General features: G+C 50.4%; 16 protein-coding genes, 1 pseudogene and 1 riboswitch. Of the genes and pseudogenes, 13 read left to right on the top strand and 4 right to left on the bottom strand.

The genetic code is table 11. The features are described from left to right. The first annotated feature begins 219 nt into the window (after nt 1-219). The 7 genes and pseudogenes from OCV59_RS02580 to OCV59_RS02555 all read left to right on the top strand — a co-directional run bounded on the left by OCV59_RS02580 (nt 220) and on the right by OCV59_RS02555 (nt 5641). Nucleotides 220-480, top strand: a complete 261-nt coding sequence (locus OCV59_RS02580; RefSeq protein WP_147592862.1) for a YabP/YqfC family sporulation protein — start codon at nt 220-222, stop codon at nt 478-480. A gap of 4 nt (nt 481-484) precedes the next feature. After that, a pseudogene (gene yabQ, locus OCV59_RS12015) lies at nt 485-694 on the top strand (spore cortex biosynthesis protein YabQ); the annotation flags it as partial. Between the two features lie 41 nt (nt 695-735). Further along, on the top strand, nt 736-1263 hold the full coding sequence (locus OCV59_RS02575) for an FtsB family cell division protein (protein ID WP_262584064.1): 528 nt from the start codon (nt 736-738) through the stop codon (nt 1261-1263). Between the two features lie 101 nt (nt 1264-1364). After that, entirely contained in the window at nt 1365-1904 is a 540-nt protein-coding gene (gene rnmV / locus OCV59_RS02570; RefSeq protein ID WP_147592858.1) for a ribonuclease M5, read from the top strand. A gap of 8 nt (nt 1905-1912) precedes the next feature. Continuing rightward, nucleotides 1913-2788 (top strand): 16S rRNA (adenine(1518)-N(6)/adenine(1519)-N(6))-dimethyltransferase RsmA, encoded by an 876-nt coding sequence (gene rsmA, locus OCV59_RS02565; protein WP_147592856.1) that lies wholly within the window; start codon nt 1913-1915, stop codon nt 2786-2788. A 5-nt stretch (nt 2789-2793) separates the two neighbouring features. Beyond that, nucleotides 2794-4779 (top strand): LTA synthase family protein, encoded by a 1986-nt coding sequence (locus OCV59_RS02560; RefSeq protein WP_147592854.1) that lies wholly within the window; start codon nt 2794-2796, stop codon nt 4777-4779. Between the two features lie 127 nt (nt 4780-4906). Further along, entirely contained in the window at nt 4907-5641 is a 735-nt protein-coding gene (locus OCV59_RS02555) for a flavodoxin family protein (protein ID WP_262584063.1), read from the top strand. Nucleotides 5642-5672: 31 nt separating this feature from the next. On the opposite strand, the gene OCV59_RS02550 is transcribed toward OCV59_RS02555, so the two are convergent. The 3 genes from OCV59_RS02550 to OCV59_RS02540 are packed head-to-tail and all read right to left on the bottom strand — an operon-like array spanning nt 5673 to nt 7375. Beyond that, complete coding sequence (locus OCV59_RS02550; protein ID WP_147592851.1) at nt 5673-6392, bottom strand: hypothetical protein; 720 nt, start codon at nt 6390-6392, stop codon at nt 5673-5675. A gap of 32 nt (nt 6393-6424) precedes the next feature. Next, entirely contained in the window at nt 6425-6871 is a 447-nt protein-coding gene (locus tag OCV59_RS02545) for a hypothetical protein (RefSeq protein WP_147592850.1), read from the bottom strand. Nucleotides 6872-6886: 15 nt separating this feature from the next. Then, nucleotides 6887-7375 (bottom strand): DUF4860 domain-containing protein, encoded by a 489-nt coding sequence (locus OCV59_RS02540; protein ID WP_262584062.1) that lies wholly within the window; start codon nt 7373-7375, stop codon nt 6887-6889. A 181-nt stretch (nt 7376-7556) separates the two neighbouring features. On the opposite strand from OCV59_RS02540, the gene OCV59_RS02535 reads away from it, so the two are divergent. From OCV59_RS02535 to OCV59_RS02510, 6 genes are all read left to right on the top strand, one after another. Continuing rightward, nucleotides 7557-8126, top strand: a complete 570-nt coding sequence (locus tag OCV59_RS02535; protein ID WP_147592847.1) for a GNAT family N-acetyltransferase — start codon at nt 7557-7559, stop codon at nt 8124-8126. After that, nucleotides 8119-8619 (top strand): Cys-tRNA(Pro) deacylase, encoded by a 501-nt coding sequence (gene ybaK / locus OCV59_RS02530; RefSeq protein WP_147592845.1) that lies wholly within the window; start codon nt 8119-8121, stop codon nt 8617-8619. Before OCV59_RS02535 ends, ybaK begins: the two co-directional genes overlap by 8 nt. A gap of 402 nt (nt 8620-9021) precedes the next feature. Next, a complete protein-coding gene (locus OCV59_RS02525; RefSeq protein ID WP_147592843.1) occupies nt 9022-9612 on the top strand; it encodes a 2-oxoacid:acceptor oxidoreductase family protein in 591 nt (196 codons plus the stop codon). Nucleotides 9613-9628: 16 nt separating this feature from the next. Continuing rightward, entirely contained in the window at nt 9629-9934 is a 306-nt protein-coding gene (locus OCV59_RS02520; RefSeq protein WP_147592952.1) for a 4Fe-4S binding protein, read from the top strand. Next, nucleotides 9935-11155, top strand: a complete 1221-nt coding sequence (gene porA, locus OCV59_RS02515; protein ID WP_147592841.1) for a pyruvate ferredoxin oxidoreductase — start codon at nt 9935-9937, stop codon at nt 11153-11155. It abuts the gene before it with no gap. A 12-nt stretch (nt 11156-11167) separates the two neighbouring features. Next, nucleotides 11168-12097 carry a thiamine pyrophosphate-dependent enzyme gene (locus OCV59_RS02510; RefSeq protein WP_147592839.1) on the top strand — a complete coding sequence of 310 codons (930 nt, stop codon included), beginning with the start codon at nt 11168-11170 and terminating at the stop codon, nt 12095-12097. Nucleotides 12098-13016: 919 nt separating this feature from the next. Here OCV59_RS02510 and dapA read toward each other — a convergent pair. Then, on the bottom strand, nt 13017-13898 hold the full coding sequence (gene dapA, locus OCV59_RS02505) for a 4-hydroxy-tetrahydrodipicolinate synthase (RefSeq protein ID WP_147592837.1): 882 nt from the start codon (nt 13896-13898) through the stop codon (nt 13017-13019). Nucleotides 13899-14170: 272 nt separating this feature from the next. Further along, nucleotides 14171-14340: riboswitch (Lysine riboswitch) on the bottom strand. Between the last annotated feature and the right edge of the window lie 260 nt (nt 14341-14600).

Here is a 14600-nt window from a genome sequence, read left to right as displayed (position 1 = left end):
TTCTCGCCTTCGATCCTGCTGCGCTTTCCGTTCCGGCCGGCATTGGGGGGGGGTGGTCAGGATCCTGTTCACTGATATTGTATGCTCCCTGTCAAGCAGACAGATGAAAAAAATAGAATCTGTTCTTCGGTCGATTCCAGCCTCGCGAAGTTCTATTTTCCCTCACCTCAGAATACATTTTAATCAGGGAAATATAACGTATATAAAGGAGGCGCGCTTATGGAAAATCACACAGTCACGATAGAGAATCGCGACACTGTAACGGTCACGGATATCCGTGAAATAGACAGTTTCGATGAGGAAGAGGTCAGAGCCACGCTCGGAAAAGGCGCGATGATAATAAAAGGTTCCGGACTGCATATACATATGCTCGATCTCGATGAGGGCAGAGCAGTCGTGACAGGGACTGTGGATTCGCTCATGTACGTTAAAGTCAGGGAAAAAGGCGAAAAAGGATTTTTCGCCAGGCTGATGAAGTGATGAAATGCTGACAGAGCTTATAACCCGGCAGGCCGGGACGCTGGCGGTGATGGCAGGCGCAGGCGTACTGGCAGAAACCCTGTGGCAGCTTTTGCGCCTGGCACAGCGAAAAACCACGTCAAAATGCATCCGTCTGGTACAGGAAGCACTGTTCTGGGCGACATGCTGTGCAGTGATCCCGGAATTCCTGTATTACGCAGCGTATGGCAGGCTCTCCGTGCATGCGTTTTTGGGCTTTTCCGCAGGGGTGTTATTGTGGAAAAAAATCTGCTGTGGTATAATCAGTGCATGGGTAAAAGACGACGAAGTACAGAATTCAAAAACAACAGCCAGGTCATCGACATGGAGCAGGCCAGAAAACAAAGGCTGGAAAAAAGACGGGCGGAAAGAGCGAAAGAAGAAGCGAAAGCTAAAGCAGCCGCCAGACAGAACACAAGAGGAAAAATGGCTATCAGAAAAAACCGCGCGAGACGGAGAATAATGATAGGCCTTGTTATTGTACTCATTTTAGGGCTGTTTTCGTTTTCCATATTCAATATATTCTCGCTGAAACGCGAGCAGCATGATGCAGAAGCGCAGAAACGCGAGCTTATAGAAGAAAAAGAGCAGCTCGAAAAAGAACTTGAGGAAGTAAACGACCTCTCGAATGTTGAGGAGCAGGCGCGCGATCAGCTCAGACTGATAAAGCCCGGAGAAACTATTTTTCTGTTCCCTGACTCGATCACCAACAGCGATGACAGCAGTGACGATAGCGACAGCGATAAAAGCTCCGACCAGCAGTAAACAGCATTGGGCCGGGCGGCAGCAAAGCGCAGGCCGGCAGGCGCCGGGATAGGCGGCGAGCAGACGGAGCAGACAGCGCAGGAACACAGGACAGTGTAATAATGAAAATAAAAGAGATAATAATCGTCGAAGGACGTGACGATACGGCGGCGGTCAAAAAAAGTGTGGATGCCGTCACAATAGAAACACATGGATATGGTATAACAAGGAGAACCTGGGAACTTATCGAAAAGGCATACGCCGAGAAAGGCATCATAATCTTTACCGATCCGGATCACGCCGGAAGGCAGATAAGAAAAAAACTGACGGAAAGATTTCCGGATGCAGGGCAGGCTTTTCTCGACAGAAGCGATGCCACTAAGGATGGAGACATAGGCATCGAGAACGCATCGCCGGATAGCATAAGAGCTGCGCTTTCCATGGCGCACTGCACACTGGAAAACGGCAGTGCGGCAGAGGAGCTGGACGTTCAGGACATGATAAGGTACGGCCTGACAGGACAGGCGGATTCTGCCTTTAAACGAAAAGTCGCAGGTAAAGCGCTGGGGATAGGGTACTGCAATGGCAGGACATTCCTGCAGCGACTCAATAAATTCGGGATCACAAAAGAAAAGCTGGAAAAAACTTTGCAGGAGACATAGAGATACAGATGAAATTATATTCACCATCAACGATACATGATATCAGAGAACAATACGATTTCAAGCTGTCAAAAAGCCTCGGACAGAACTTCATAACAGATCGGAATGTGATCGAGAAGATCATCGAAGGCGCACAGATCGGTCCGGATGATATGGTCATAGAGATCGGTCCGGGGATCGGAGTGCTGACAGCGGCAGCAGCAGAGCAGGCGGCCAGAGTGGTAGCCATCGAGATAGACAGCAAGCTCATACCGATACTGTCGGAGACACTTGCCGGATATGACAACATCCGCATAGTCAATCAGGATGTATTGAAAACGGATATAAACGAAATAATAGATGAAGAAAGATCAGCCGGGACGTTTACAGGCAATGTCAAGATACTCGGCAATCTGCCGTATTACATCACCACCCCGATAATCATGGGTATACTGGAAAACGGCACTGAGGCTGAAAGCATCACTATCATGATGCAGAAGGAGGTCGCTGACAGGATAAAAGCGGCACCGGGCGGCAAGACGTACGGTGCGCTTTCCGTGGCAGTCCAGTATTACTGCACCGTCGAGCAGGTGGCAATCGTTCCGAAAGAAGTATTCATACCGAGACCAAAGGTGGATTCATCAGTTCTGCACCTTTCCATAAGAAGTGAAAGGCCGGTGGAGCTCACTGATGAAAAGACCTTTTTTGCGTGCATAAAACACGGATTCGGGCAGAGGAGAAAGACGCTGCTCAATTCACTTACGGGAGTAAACGGCCTTTCAAAGGATGAAGTCAGATCTGTACTGCAGGAAGCAGGGATAGATCCGGTCAGAAGGGCTGAAACACTTGATATAAAAGAATTTGCAGTCATTGCGAATATAGTGGCTGCGCATTGTGGGAGATAAGAAAGATGGAAAAGCTGAAGAAATTCTGCAACAAATATCTGAAGAATTACGTTGTATTATTATTTGTGACAGCAATAGTTCTTGATCTTATTATAGAAACTCTTGCAAGACATTCACTGATCCAGGGGGTGCTGTTTCTGGTGCAGAGCCCGCTGGTATCTCTGTGCAATGTACTGCTGATCTTTGCTGTCATATCGCTGGCGCTGCTGTTCAGGCGGCGCGTGTTCGCCATGTGCATGCTGTCGCTCATATGGCTTGCGCTCGGCATAATCAATGGTGTCATACTTTCCAACAGGATGACGCCGTTCACGGTATACGACCTGAAGAGTCTGAAAGACGGCATGTCGATAGTGTCGACATATTTCAAGCCGCTCACTATAATACTGTCTCTTGCGGGAATAGCGGCGCTTGTATTCGCGTTCATAATACTGTTCCGTAAAGCGCCGAGACTCAAGGAAAAGGTGAACTATAAGAAGGCTGTTGCGACGATCGTTGTGATCGCACTGATAACGGTCGGTGCGTTCCAGGCTGCGATCAGAACAGGTGTGCTGGATACGTTCTTCGGCAACCTGGCATACGGATACAGAGACAACGGAGTTCCGTACGGATTCCTGGTGACATGGATGGATAAAGGTATCGGCAAGCCGGACGGCTATTCTGAAGAAAAAATAAAGAGCATCTTCAAGAGCGGAGAGCTGGGCGACGACGGTATTTACACGCCGGGCGAGGATGACGATACGGATGTGGCAAACAAGCCGAATATCATATTCCTGCAGCTTGAGTCGTTCATAGATCCGACGCAGGTCGAAGGGCTGGAATTTTCCAAAGATCCGACGCCGAACTACAGGAAGCTTATGAAGGAATATTCATCAGGCTACCTGACAGTCCCTGCAGTAGGTGCGGGAACTGCAAACGTCGAATTTGAAGTGATGACGGGAATGAGCGTCAAGTTCTTCGGACCCGGAGAATATCCGTACAAGGAGATCCTGAGAACGACGACATGCGAGTCGACTCCTTATGATCTCAAGCAGCTCGGATATTCATCGCATGCGATCCATAACCACAGAGGCGCATTTTACGGCAGGAACAAAGTATTTTCAAATTTGGGATTTGACACGTTCACAAGCCTCGAATACATGAACAACGTGATGAAGACGCCGAAAAACTGGGCGAAGGACGCGCTCCTCACAGAGCAGATAGTAGACGCACTCGACAGTACCGAGGGCACTGACTATATATACACGATCTCCGTTCAGGGTCACGGCAAGTACCCGACCGAACAGGTGATCGAGAACCCTTCAGTCACGGTGACGAAGGCGGATTCAGAGGAGCAGCGCTGGACGTATGAGTACTATGCGAACCAGGTGTACGAGATGGATCTTTTCGTAAAGGAGCTTACGGATACTCTCGCATCATATGATGAGGACGTCGTGCTCATCATGTATGGAGACCATCTGCCGGCACTCGACATGGAAGAAAGCGACATGAAATCGGGATCGCTTTACAAAACTCAGTACATCATATGGAACAATTTCGGCATGGAAAAGCAGGACAAGGACATCAATGCATATGAGCTGACGTCTGATGTCCTCAGCAGACTTGATATTTCGGTCGGCATGATGAACAAATACCAGCAGAACCACAAAAGCGACAAAAACTATCTCGCGAACCTCGAAGCACTGTCGTACGACATGCTTTACGGCAAGCAGTATATATACGGTGGCAAGAACCCTTACGAGCCGACGAAGCTGAAGATGGGCGTCAAGGATATCAGGATCGACGAGGTCGTGAAGATAGGCGAGAATTACTACATCAAAGGACAGAACTTCACGGAGTACAGCAAGATATCGCTCGATGGCGAGATTCTCAAGACTGTCTACCTCGGGCCGACGATACTCGCGCTCAAGGAGGAAGTCGATCCGGCTGACGTTTCGAGGATGAAGATAAGTCAGGTCGAGAAGAACAAGGAGGTCCTGAGCACGACCGAGTAGGAAGGGCAGTGCGTTCTTTTGGCAGCTGCGTGTCCAGGCAGAAGTGTGTAGCTGTAGTATGTGATGGGCTTCAGGACAGCCGGGCCGCTGCGGTGACGGCGGCTCTCCGCATGATATGAGGTATGATATGGTTAAACAGAAGATAAAAGTACTGGCGATAAATACTAGCCCGCGGAAGGGGCGCAATACCGATCAGCTTCTCGATGAAGTGATCGCGGGCTGTCTGTCAGTGTCGTCAGGTGCGGGCAAAGGTGCAGACGCCGGCTCTGCCTATTCAGGATCCGCCTCCGGATTTACCGGGTCCGTCGAAGTCGAGGTAAAGCGCATGGGCGTTTACGAGGCGGCTGATGACGAGCTCAAGTTCTGCAGAGGCTGCTGGGCATGTGCAAAGACCGGCAGTTGTGTATGCGGCGATGATTTTATAAAGCAGATACACGATGCGATCGCATCATCAGATGTCGTGATTTTTGGAGTGCCCGTGTATTTTTACAGCGTCACTGCGCAGTGCAAGGCGATAATGGATCGCGCCCTGGCATATATGCCGATAGGGAACGGCAAGGTGTCTGCGACAGCTATAACCTGCGGCAGTGCGGGAGTTGCCAGCACGCTCCAGGCGCTGCAGAGCTTTTACAGCTGCAATGATTTTGTCGATGCGGGCTGGGTCGCTACTTATGGAAAGACGAGCGATAAAGTAAAGGGCAGAGAAGTTGCATACGGTCTGGGAAGAAAAGCGGTGAGACTTGCAGCGATGCTGAAAGATACTTACGATGCTGCAAAAGCTGCAAATGCTGCAGGTGACAGTGAGCTGCTCGAGGACCTTGAGCACAGCAATCATTTTGCGTATGGAACGCATACGTTCTAGAGTTCGGACAATGTGTTTTGCACGGATTCGATCAGTTCGCGTCCCGGAGATACCATTCTATGACTGTTATATTACCTTCAGTGATCTGCGCGATCACATGGAGGTTTTTTTGTGCGCCGATTTTACCATTCCCGGAAAGGGTGTCCGTGGCAGAGGCGTCGAAGCCTGCAGATGATCCGACAGATCCTCTGACCGGCACATCAAAAGAAAAACTGCCGCCGTTTCTTGAAATAGTGATGACGGTGCTGTTGTCTCCGTCCGGACGGTACTTCAGCTCCCCGTTTTTGTCAGCCAGCGAATTGCCGTCGTCAGATGCGAGTATCGTGAGTATATCGACAGCGGTCGATTCCGCATCGTAGTAGTCGGCATAGCTGCGGGCGTTTGACTTTGCAGTGTCGAGCTTTTCGGATGCCGATGAAAGCGTTATCGCAGCGAAGCAGGTCGTTGCAAATACGACGAAGACGATCCCGATCATTACGGCCGCAGATACAAAGGTAAGCCTGAAAGGAAGTATATCGCTGACCGCATCATAAAAACTGCCGCCATTTCGCTCCGTTCGCCGGTAGCTGTCGCGTCTGTCGAATCTGCTGACCCTGTCACGCCTGTCGCATCTGTTGGATTTATCACGCTCGGTTTGTCTCTTGCCGTGATTGTTGCTCGCACTCGTGCTGCGCTCACTGTTCGGATTCATCTGGCGTCTGCCGGTGTCGGCATACTGTTCAGATGAGCGCGCATCGTTGTTAGCTTTCATGAAACCTCCCCTCCTTTCTTCTTGTTTTCTTCCTACAGCGCTTTGAATGTAATGCTGTAAAATTCTGCACCTGTATCGGTGGCAAAAAAGCTGATTGTATATTCAAAAGCGTTTCCTGCATCACTTATTGAGGTTCTGGTGATGACGGCTCGGCAGGTGTGTGCCGCCTGAGATGTCGGATTCAGTTTGTCATCATAATAAAGAGTCAGCGTATTTTCGGTGATATCGATCTGACTGTGAGACGTCATCAGCTGACTCGCTTTTGTAAGATCGCCATGCGATGCTTTGAGAGTTTCCGCGATCGAAGTCGATTCGATGACGGCGCGATCCAGCAGACGGGCTTCAGCATAATATTTGTCCGCTCTCACGAACATGCAGACGCAAAGCGCTATGACAGCGATGATCAGTATTGCAGCTGTTACCGCAGCGGTGATCAGCACTGCTTTTTTTGATATTTTCTGTGTCATCTGTTTTATCATCGGCTGCCTCCTCCATCAGTTCCCTGCGCCGTTTGCCAGACTCAGCGCTATCGTGTGACTTTCACCGGTTTTCATAACCATAGTGATCTCGATCAGCCCGGGTTCCGGCACACGAAAATCAGCGGTCGTCATAGGCATGATCTTCTCTCCGGATTCGGGATCGACATTTTTTCCGGCAGCAGCGATATTTTTCATGAGATATCCGTTGTTGCTGTAGATCCATGTTTCGCGGACTTCCCCACTCGTCTCGTCGGTCCTTGAGAGAACCAGCGCCGGGAGCTTTCCGCCTAGAGAAGCCGTCCTTGCCTGAGAGAAATCAGTGCACTGCCGCATTTCCGCTGTAAAAAATCCGACCGCATCTGAAAACGCCTGCTGAGACCTGTTTTCGGCGGAATTCCTGTAAATATTGCTGCCGAGGATCGCCAGCGCAACAGATAGCCCTGTTACCGCGATGACGATGACCGCGATGACGAAGATATGCAGTTGCTTTTCAGTAAGATTCATAAACTTTTTCATATCAGTTAAGTATATCAATTTTTCAGTCAGGTATCAATCTTTTAGCTGTCTATAAGATCCGCAGATCGTACGCCCATGCGAGCATCTCCTCGCTCCGCCTCCACATAACCGGTTGATTTTACGCCACAAGCTTAGTATCATATCAGTAGAAAGATAAGAGGAATAAAATATGAGAAAATACAGAGTGCCGCTGCTGGAAACCGAGCGGCTTTATCTTAGAAAATGGAGTAAAAAAGACGCCGCCGACGTTTTCGAATACGCAAAGGACCCTGCGGTCGGCCCGATTGCCGGCTGGAAACCGCATACCAGCCCGGCCGAGTCCAAAATGATAATAAATGAAGTTTTTCTGCAGAAAATGTCATGGGCCATCGAAGACAAGGAAAGCGGCAAGGTGATCGGCAGCATCGGATTCGAAAAGGACAAGTTCCGCCCCGACATACAGAGCCGCGAGATGGGATACTCACTTTCGCGCGAGTACTGGGGGCGCGGCCTGATGACCGAAGCCGCAAAGAAACTGATCGAGTACGCATTCGAAGTGATGGGACTCGAAGTGCTTGCGATAACAACGAGTGACAGGAACCTCAGGAGCCAGCGCGTGATCGAAAAGTGCGGCTTTGTATATGAGGGAAGACTGAGAAATTCATACAAGATCTACGACGGAACAGTGACGGAGCTCAGATGCTACTCGATGCTCCGCGAAGAATACGCAGCGATGAAGAGAGGCGAGATAAATGGCTAAGAAGAAGGATAAACAGACACATAAGACGAACGCAGTCAGGATAGTGGAGGCCGAAGGCGTTCCGTATAATATGTACACTTACGATGCACCGGACGGGTTCCTCGACGGGGTTTCAGTTGCAAAGACGCTGGGGCAGGATCTTGACAGGGTCTTCAAGACACTGGTCACAGTCGGCGCGAGCCGTGCGAATTACGTTTGCGTGATCCCGGTCGCAGAGGAGCTGGATCTCAAAAAAGCGGCGAAGCATTTCGGCGAAAAGAAGATCGAGATGATCCACGCCCGCGATATCACGAAGGTCACGGGTTATATCAAAGGCGGGTGTTCGCCGGTCGGCATGAAGAAGCCGTTCCCGACAGTCATCGATATTTCCGCGGAAAATATAGACGATATCATAGTCAGCGGCGGAAAGGTCGGGCTTCAGATGGAGCTCAGTGTAAAGGCGCTGCAGGAGATCACCGGCGCACAGCTTGCAGACGTCACGGTGGATCGGTAGTACGGAAGAGTAGAGCGGTAGCCCGCCGGTCCCGGCGGGCCAGTATCATAAATATGTGGGCGTCGCTGCATCTGCCCAAAAATCTCTAAAAACCAGCTGTAAAATTTGTGTATCAAAACAAAAACAAAGAAAAATTTTTGTGGTAAAATCCTAAAAAATTTCACCAAACCTATTGACAGAAAGACGTGCTTCATGTAGTCTAATACATGGTATCGGCGGCTTCCTGCGCCTTTGCATGAGCCGGACCGGCACCTTTGCGAATCGAAAACTGCAGACGGCAGATTGTCAGCCGCGTAAGCAGCAGATAGCAGAACGCAAGCAGCGAACCGCGAATCGCAAACATCAGACAATAAACAACCAATGATAAATCATAAAACCTATGAAAATACAGGAGTGAACAAAATGGCAAAAAAATTAAACGAGGCAGTCGAAATAAGATGGCACGGGAGAGGCGGCCAGGGTGCGAAAACGGCATGCCTGCTTCTGGCTGACGTTGCCTTCAGCTCAGGAAAACACGTGCAGGGCTTTCCGGAATACGGCCCTGAGAGAATGGGCGCCCCGATCACGGCATACAACCGAATAACTGATGAGCCCTGCAAGGTGCACTCCAACATATATACACCGGATTACGTAGTAGTAGTCGACGAGACACTGCTCAAGTCCGTGGATGTGACGAGCGGGCTCAAGGAAAACGGCGCGCTTATCATCAACAGCAAGAAGACTCCGGAAGAAGTGCGAAAGCTCCTCAACGGATACAAAGGCAGAGTCTGCGTAGTGGATGCGGAGAAGATCTCCATGGAGACCCTCGGAAAGAACTTCCCGAACACACCTATGCTGGCGGCAGTCGTGAAAGTCAGCAACGTCATCGACAGCGAGCGCTTTATAAAAGACATGAGAGAATCTTTCCAGCACAAATTCGCGCACAAGGAAAACCTCATCGAGGGGAACATGAAGGCACTGGTAAAAGCTATGGAAGAGGTAAAGGTAGGTTAACAGCGATATGAGCATAATGAAAACGAGAGCACAGGATATAAACGAAAAGATCACCTGGCAGGAAGTCACCACAGGTGCGGAGATATATGAACCGGCTACATCTCTTCTCGTCGAGACAGGCGACTGGAGAGTGATGATGCCCGTGTTCAAAGAAGACAAATGCAAACACTGCATGCTTTGCGTGCCGTTCTGCCCGGACAGCTCGATCCCGGTAAAAGACGGCAAGAGACTCGATTTTGATTTCAAGCACTGCAAAGGCTGCGGGATCTGCGTGAAGGTCTGTCCGTTCGATGCGATAGATTTTGTTAAGGAGGAGAAGTAAATGGCAAAAAGAGACAGGATGTCCGGCAACGAAGCCGTGGCAACAGCGATGAAACAGATAAATCCCGACGTTATGGGAGCTTTTCCGATCACACCTTCGACAGAGATACCGCAGTATTTTTCACAGTACATAGCTGACGGCGAGGTCGACACGGAATTCGTGGCGGTAGAGTCGGAGCACAGTGCGATGTCGGTCTGCATCGGCGCATCGGCAGCAGGCGCAAGAGCTGTGACCGCAACGTCATCGGCGGGACTGGCGTATATGTGGGAGCTGCTTTACGTGGCAGCGTCGGCGAGACTTCCGATCACTATGGCGGTCGTGAACAGAGCGCTGACCGGCCCGATCAACATCAACAACGACCATTCGGATTCGATGGGAGCCAGAGATTCCGGATGGATACAGATATACGCAGAATCGAACCAGGAGGTCTATGATAACTACATCCAGGCGATGCCGATCTCCGAGACGATCAGACTTCCGATCATGATCTGTCAGGACGGATTCATCACCAGCCACGGTGTTTCAAACATCGAGCTGCTCGAGGACGAAGAAGTCAAGGAGTTCGTGGGCGAATACAACCCCGAGAACTACCTGCTCAAGTCGGAAAACCCGCTGGCAGTCGGCCCTTACGGCATCTCGCCGTACTACATGGAGGTCAAGAGATCCCAGGCGCAGGCCATGAAAGACGCGATGCCGATAATCATGGACGTTGCGAAGAGATTCAAGAAGCTTACAGGCAGAGAATACGGATTCTTTGAAGAATATATGATGGATGATGCCGAAGTCGCACTCGTTGTCATCGGTTCCAGCGCAGGAACGGGCAAAGAGGCAGTCGACAGACTCCGTGCAGAAGGTAAAAAGGTCGGACTCATCAAGCTGAGAGTTTTCAGACCGTTCCCGAGAGTTCCTCTTGCGGAAGCGATGTGCAAGGTAAAGGCCGTGGCGATAATGGACAAGGCCGAGAGCTTTTCCAACAGCGGCGGACCGCTTTTCAATGAAGCGCGAAGCTCGCTCTACGACCTGCCGAACAAGCCGTATGCGATCAACTACATTTACGGACTCGGCGGCAGAGACATCACAGTCGAGGATTACTACGAGATCTACAACGATCTGTTCATCATCAACGAGACGGACGATCCGGGCGATGTGTACAGATATGTAGGCGTAAGAGATTCACGTTACGGCGAAAGAGGATTCGATCACAGGAAATACGAAGAATAGGAGTTCACGACAATGGCATATAATCTGAAAAAAGAAGTGGCAAAGCCTGAGAGGCTGGCCGGCGGTCACAGGCTGTGCGCCGGATGCGGTGCAGGCATAGCCGTGAGAGGCGTGCTCAGAGCACTCGACGAAGGCGACAAGGCTGTAGTCACGAATGCGACCAGCTGCCTGGAGGTTTCTACATTTATATATCCGCATACCGCTTATTACGACAGCTACATCCATACGGCATTCGCCAACGGCGCAGCAACGATGTCAGGCGTCGAGGCGGCATACAAGACCCTGAAGAAAAAGGGAAAAGTCAAGGAAAATTTCAAGTTCATCGCGTTTGGCGGTGACGGCGGCACATACGACATCGGCCTGCAGTCGCTTTCCGGTGCTATGGAAAGAGGCCACGACATGGTTTACGTATGTTACGACAATGAGGCGTACATGAACACCGGTATCCAGCGTTCATCGTCGACTCCGCGATTCGCAGACGCGACGACTTCGCCGGCCGGCAAAGTGATCCCGGGCAAAGTGCAGAACAAGAAAGACCTGACTTCGATCATAGCTGCGCACAATATCCCTTATGCTGCGCAGACGACATTCATTGGCAACTTCAAGGATCTTCATGAAAAGGCGCACAAGGCTATCTACACGGAGGGTCCGTGCTTCCTGAACGTGATGTCCCCATGTCCGAGAGGCTGGAGATACGAGACGGAAGATCTCGCAGAGATCTGCCAGCTGGCAGTCGACACCTGCGTATGGCCTATGTACGAGATCGTCGAAGGCAAATGGCATCTGACATACGAGCCGAAAAAGAAGCTTCCTGTTGAGGAATTCCTCAAGAAGCAGGGTCGTTTCAAGCACATGTTCAAGAAAGGCAATGAATGGATGATCGACGAAGCTCAGCAGTACGTTGATCAGCAGTGGGAAAAGCTTCTTGCAAAGTGCGAGTAAAGGCTGGTCCGGGGTTTGAGGTCGAGCCGAGTATGAGTGGGGTGAGCTGGGTAGTTTCATGCCTGGCGCCGAGCCTAACTTTGAGCCTGGGCTCAGACGAGTTGAGACGAGTACGGTTCGAATCCTGCCGGATCCGAATTTGATTTAGATTTTAGAGGAACGCCGGGGCGCATGAATGCGCCCCGGCATGATATTTTTTTGTGAGGAAATCCCGCGTTCGGCACGCGGGATCATTTTGTTTAGTAAGGCTGCTGTTTTTCAATTTTGAGTATAAATAATTGACTGCCTAAACCATTCATAGACAAGTTAGACGGGAAAAGTGGCAGATTTTTGACTGTAAGTAATATGGTTTTATACGCATTTACATGAAAACGCATGATATGAGTATATATGATCTCCGAAATTTTTCCTCGTATAGCATATCCGGATAAATTTTTTATACTCAAAATGACAAAACTCCAACTTTGTGACCAAAATTAAAGGGTGATTCCTCAGTGATAACCGACATCTTCTCCGATGATGCTCGTGTGGTTTGGATTGATTTATACTCATTTGCCTGAAAAAATAAAATCGGGTATAGATCCATGCTCGCAATGGGGTGGTATGGATGCTAAGCCCCGCTCGCACCCGCTTAGGCCCACTCGAGCTTACTCGCTCGCACAAAAAAACTGTCTGTTTTATCGGCGAGATCACCGTTAAAATAGACAGTCGAGGTATTTATTCACTTGAAAACATTAATTATCATGATGCATATTTAAACATCTCGGTCATAGCTACGTGTCAGCCCAGCTTCGTGGATCGCTCCGGCGCGCCCAACGTTGCAAACCATCTTCACATGTTCGGGCGCCCCTCGGGGGCGCTACCATTCACCACCCACGCGCTTCGCCGCATCCAAGTCAGCATTCCGGCCCAGATGCGCCTAGATCAGCCCCATTTTCTTCATTTCAGTTTCGATCCTCTGGTCGATCTCAGCAGTCGGTGGACAGAGCGGAAGTCTGAAATTCAGCTCCATCATTCCCATCTTAGCCAGAGCAACCTTTACAGGGATCGGATTCACATCAGCAAACATGCTGTCGATGAGCGGCTTCATAGAAAGCTGCAGTTCTCTTGCCCTTTCGATATTTCCATCCAGGAAGCTGCGCGACATTTCCACAGATTCCTTAGGCATGATATTCGCGATGACCGATATGTAACCAACTCCGCCGAGTGACAGGAGCGGCACTACCATGTCGTCGTTTCCGGAATAAACCGCGAAATCATCAGGAACCAGTCTGCAGACCTCAGCGACCTGTGCGATATCACCGCTGGCTTCCTTGATACCTACAATATTAGGGTGCTTTGCGAGCTCAGCCGCAGTTGCAGGAGCGATATTCACGCCTGTACGGCCAGGTACCGAGTAAAGGATGCAAGGTATCGAAACCGCATCAGCTGTAGCAGTGTAATGCTCGATCAGACCCTGCTGTGAACACTTGTTGTAGTATGGAGTAACGAGCAGCAGACCGTCAACTCCCGTAGCCTCGATACGCTTTGCGAGATTGATACCGTGACGCGTGTCATTACTTCCTGCGCCGCCGATAACAGGCACTCTGCCCGCAGCTACATCGACGCAGAATCTGATCGTTTCAACGTGCTCGTCATCGTCCAGAGTCGACGCCTCACCGGAAGTACCGCATGTGATGATCGCATCGATCCCCTGTTCTATCTGCCAGTTTATCAGATTTCTGTAAGCCTCGAAATCCACTGAACCATCCGCCTTGAAAGGAGTCGCGATCGCAACTCCGCAACCTGTAAATAATGCCATTTTAATTTCCTCCTTAAAAATACTGATCCGGTCCGGGGTGCAAAACCTGCAGCCGCCGCGCCGCGGGCTTTTATGGCCGCGTCCTCGGCGCATTCAGCGCCGTCGCATACGTATTGCCTGGCTCGCGCCCTCAGCGCAGCCGCCGTTCGGCTTCCGTGGCTGAGCGCCGACCGTGCATCCCTTTCCATCCGGGAAATAACTGATATTTCCCGTTTCCTATACAATAAAAAAGTTGCATCCTATCGATGCAACAAGTAAACTTCAAACATTGCTGGATCGATAGCGCCTCTGCCCGTTATGAGCAGGAGTATATGATATCTTTTATCATATCCCAGAAATCCGTCATGCCTGACCGGATCCTTCGGCGGTATCTCCTTTCATCGACTTCACCGGCTGCCGCCTCCGTTCGATTACTGATATCTACCGCACCTCTATCAACTTTGTTTTACAGTCTACACGCTTTTGGCAGATATGTCAACCCATTTATGCGTATTTTGAATTTTTATACATTTTGCCCGCTGCGGCACTGGCTTCCGCTGTTCGGGCGAGAGGGCGCACGTCCCGCTTCTAATCACGTTTTTTATGTAAAAGCGCAGGTCACAGGTCTGCATCGCGCTTATGGGCATTCAGCGCTGCTGCCGCACTGCCGCGCTCCCTTCGGGCAGCGCGGATGGCAGAGGCCGGCTTCGCCGGCCCCGATCC

This window comes from Brotomerdimonas butyrica, from assembly GCF_025567305.1.
Taxonomy (GTDB): Bacteria; Bacillota; Clostridia; order Peptostreptococcales; family Anaerovoracaceae; genus Lentihominibacter; species Lentihominibacter butyricus.
The sequence above is the reverse complement of the archived record's forward strand: the minus strand, read 5'-3'. Positions and strand labels throughout refer to the sequence as shown.

Coding starts and splice junctions, on each gene's coding strand:
- OCV59_RS02555 (WP_262584063.1), top strand. CDS start 4,907: ATGGTTAAACAGAAGATAAAAGTACTGGCGATAAATACTAGCCCGCGG.
- OCV59_RS02525 (WP_147592843.1), top strand. CDS start 9,022: ATGGCAAAAAAATTAAACGAGGCAGTCGAAATAAGATGGCACGGGAGA.
- OCV59_RS02520 (WP_147592952.1), top strand. CDS start 9,629: ATGAAAACGAGAGCACAGGATATAAACGAAAAGATCACCTGGCAGGAA.
- ybaK (WP_147592845.1), top strand. CDS start 8,119: ATGGCTAAGAAGAAGGATAAACAGACACATAAGACGAACGCAGTCAGG.
- OCV59_RS02545 (WP_147592850.1), bottom strand. CDS start 6,871: ATGATAAAACAGATGACACAGAAAATATCAAAAAAAGCAGTGCTGATC.
- OCV59_RS02580 (WP_147592862.1), top strand. CDS start 220: ATGGAAAATCACACAGTCACGATAGAGAATCGCGACACTGTAACGGTC.
- dapA (WP_147592837.1), bottom strand. CDS start 13,898: ATGGCATTATTTACAGGTTGCGGAGTTGCGATCGCGACTCCTTTCAAG.
- rnmV (WP_147592858.1), top strand. CDS start 1,365: ATGAAAATAAAAGAGATAATAATCGTCGAAGGACGTGACGATACGGCG.
- OCV59_RS02540 (WP_262584062.1), bottom strand. CDS start 7,375: ATGAATCTTACTGAAAAGCAACTGCATATCTTCGTCATCGCGGTCATC.
- OCV59_RS02560 (WP_147592854.1), top strand. CDS start 2,794: ATGGAAAAGCTGAAGAAATTCTGCAACAAATATCTGAAGAATTACGTT.
- rsmA (WP_147592856.1), top strand. CDS start 1,913: ATGAAATTATATTCACCATCAACGATACATGATATCAGAGAACAATAC.
- OCV59_RS02510 (WP_147592839.1), top strand. CDS start 11,168: ATGGCATATAATCTGAAAAAAGAAGTGGCAAAGCCTGAGAGGCTGGCC.
- porA (WP_147592841.1), top strand. CDS start 9,935: ATGGCAAAAAGAGACAGGATGTCCGGCAACGAAGCCGTGGCAACAGCG.
- OCV59_RS02550 (WP_147592851.1), bottom strand. CDS start 6,392: ATGAAAGCTAACAACGATGCGCGCTCATCTGAACAGTATGCCGACACC.
- OCV59_RS02535 (WP_147592847.1), top strand. CDS start 7,557: ATGAGAAAATACAGAGTGCCGCTGCTGGAAACCGAGCGGCTTTATCTT.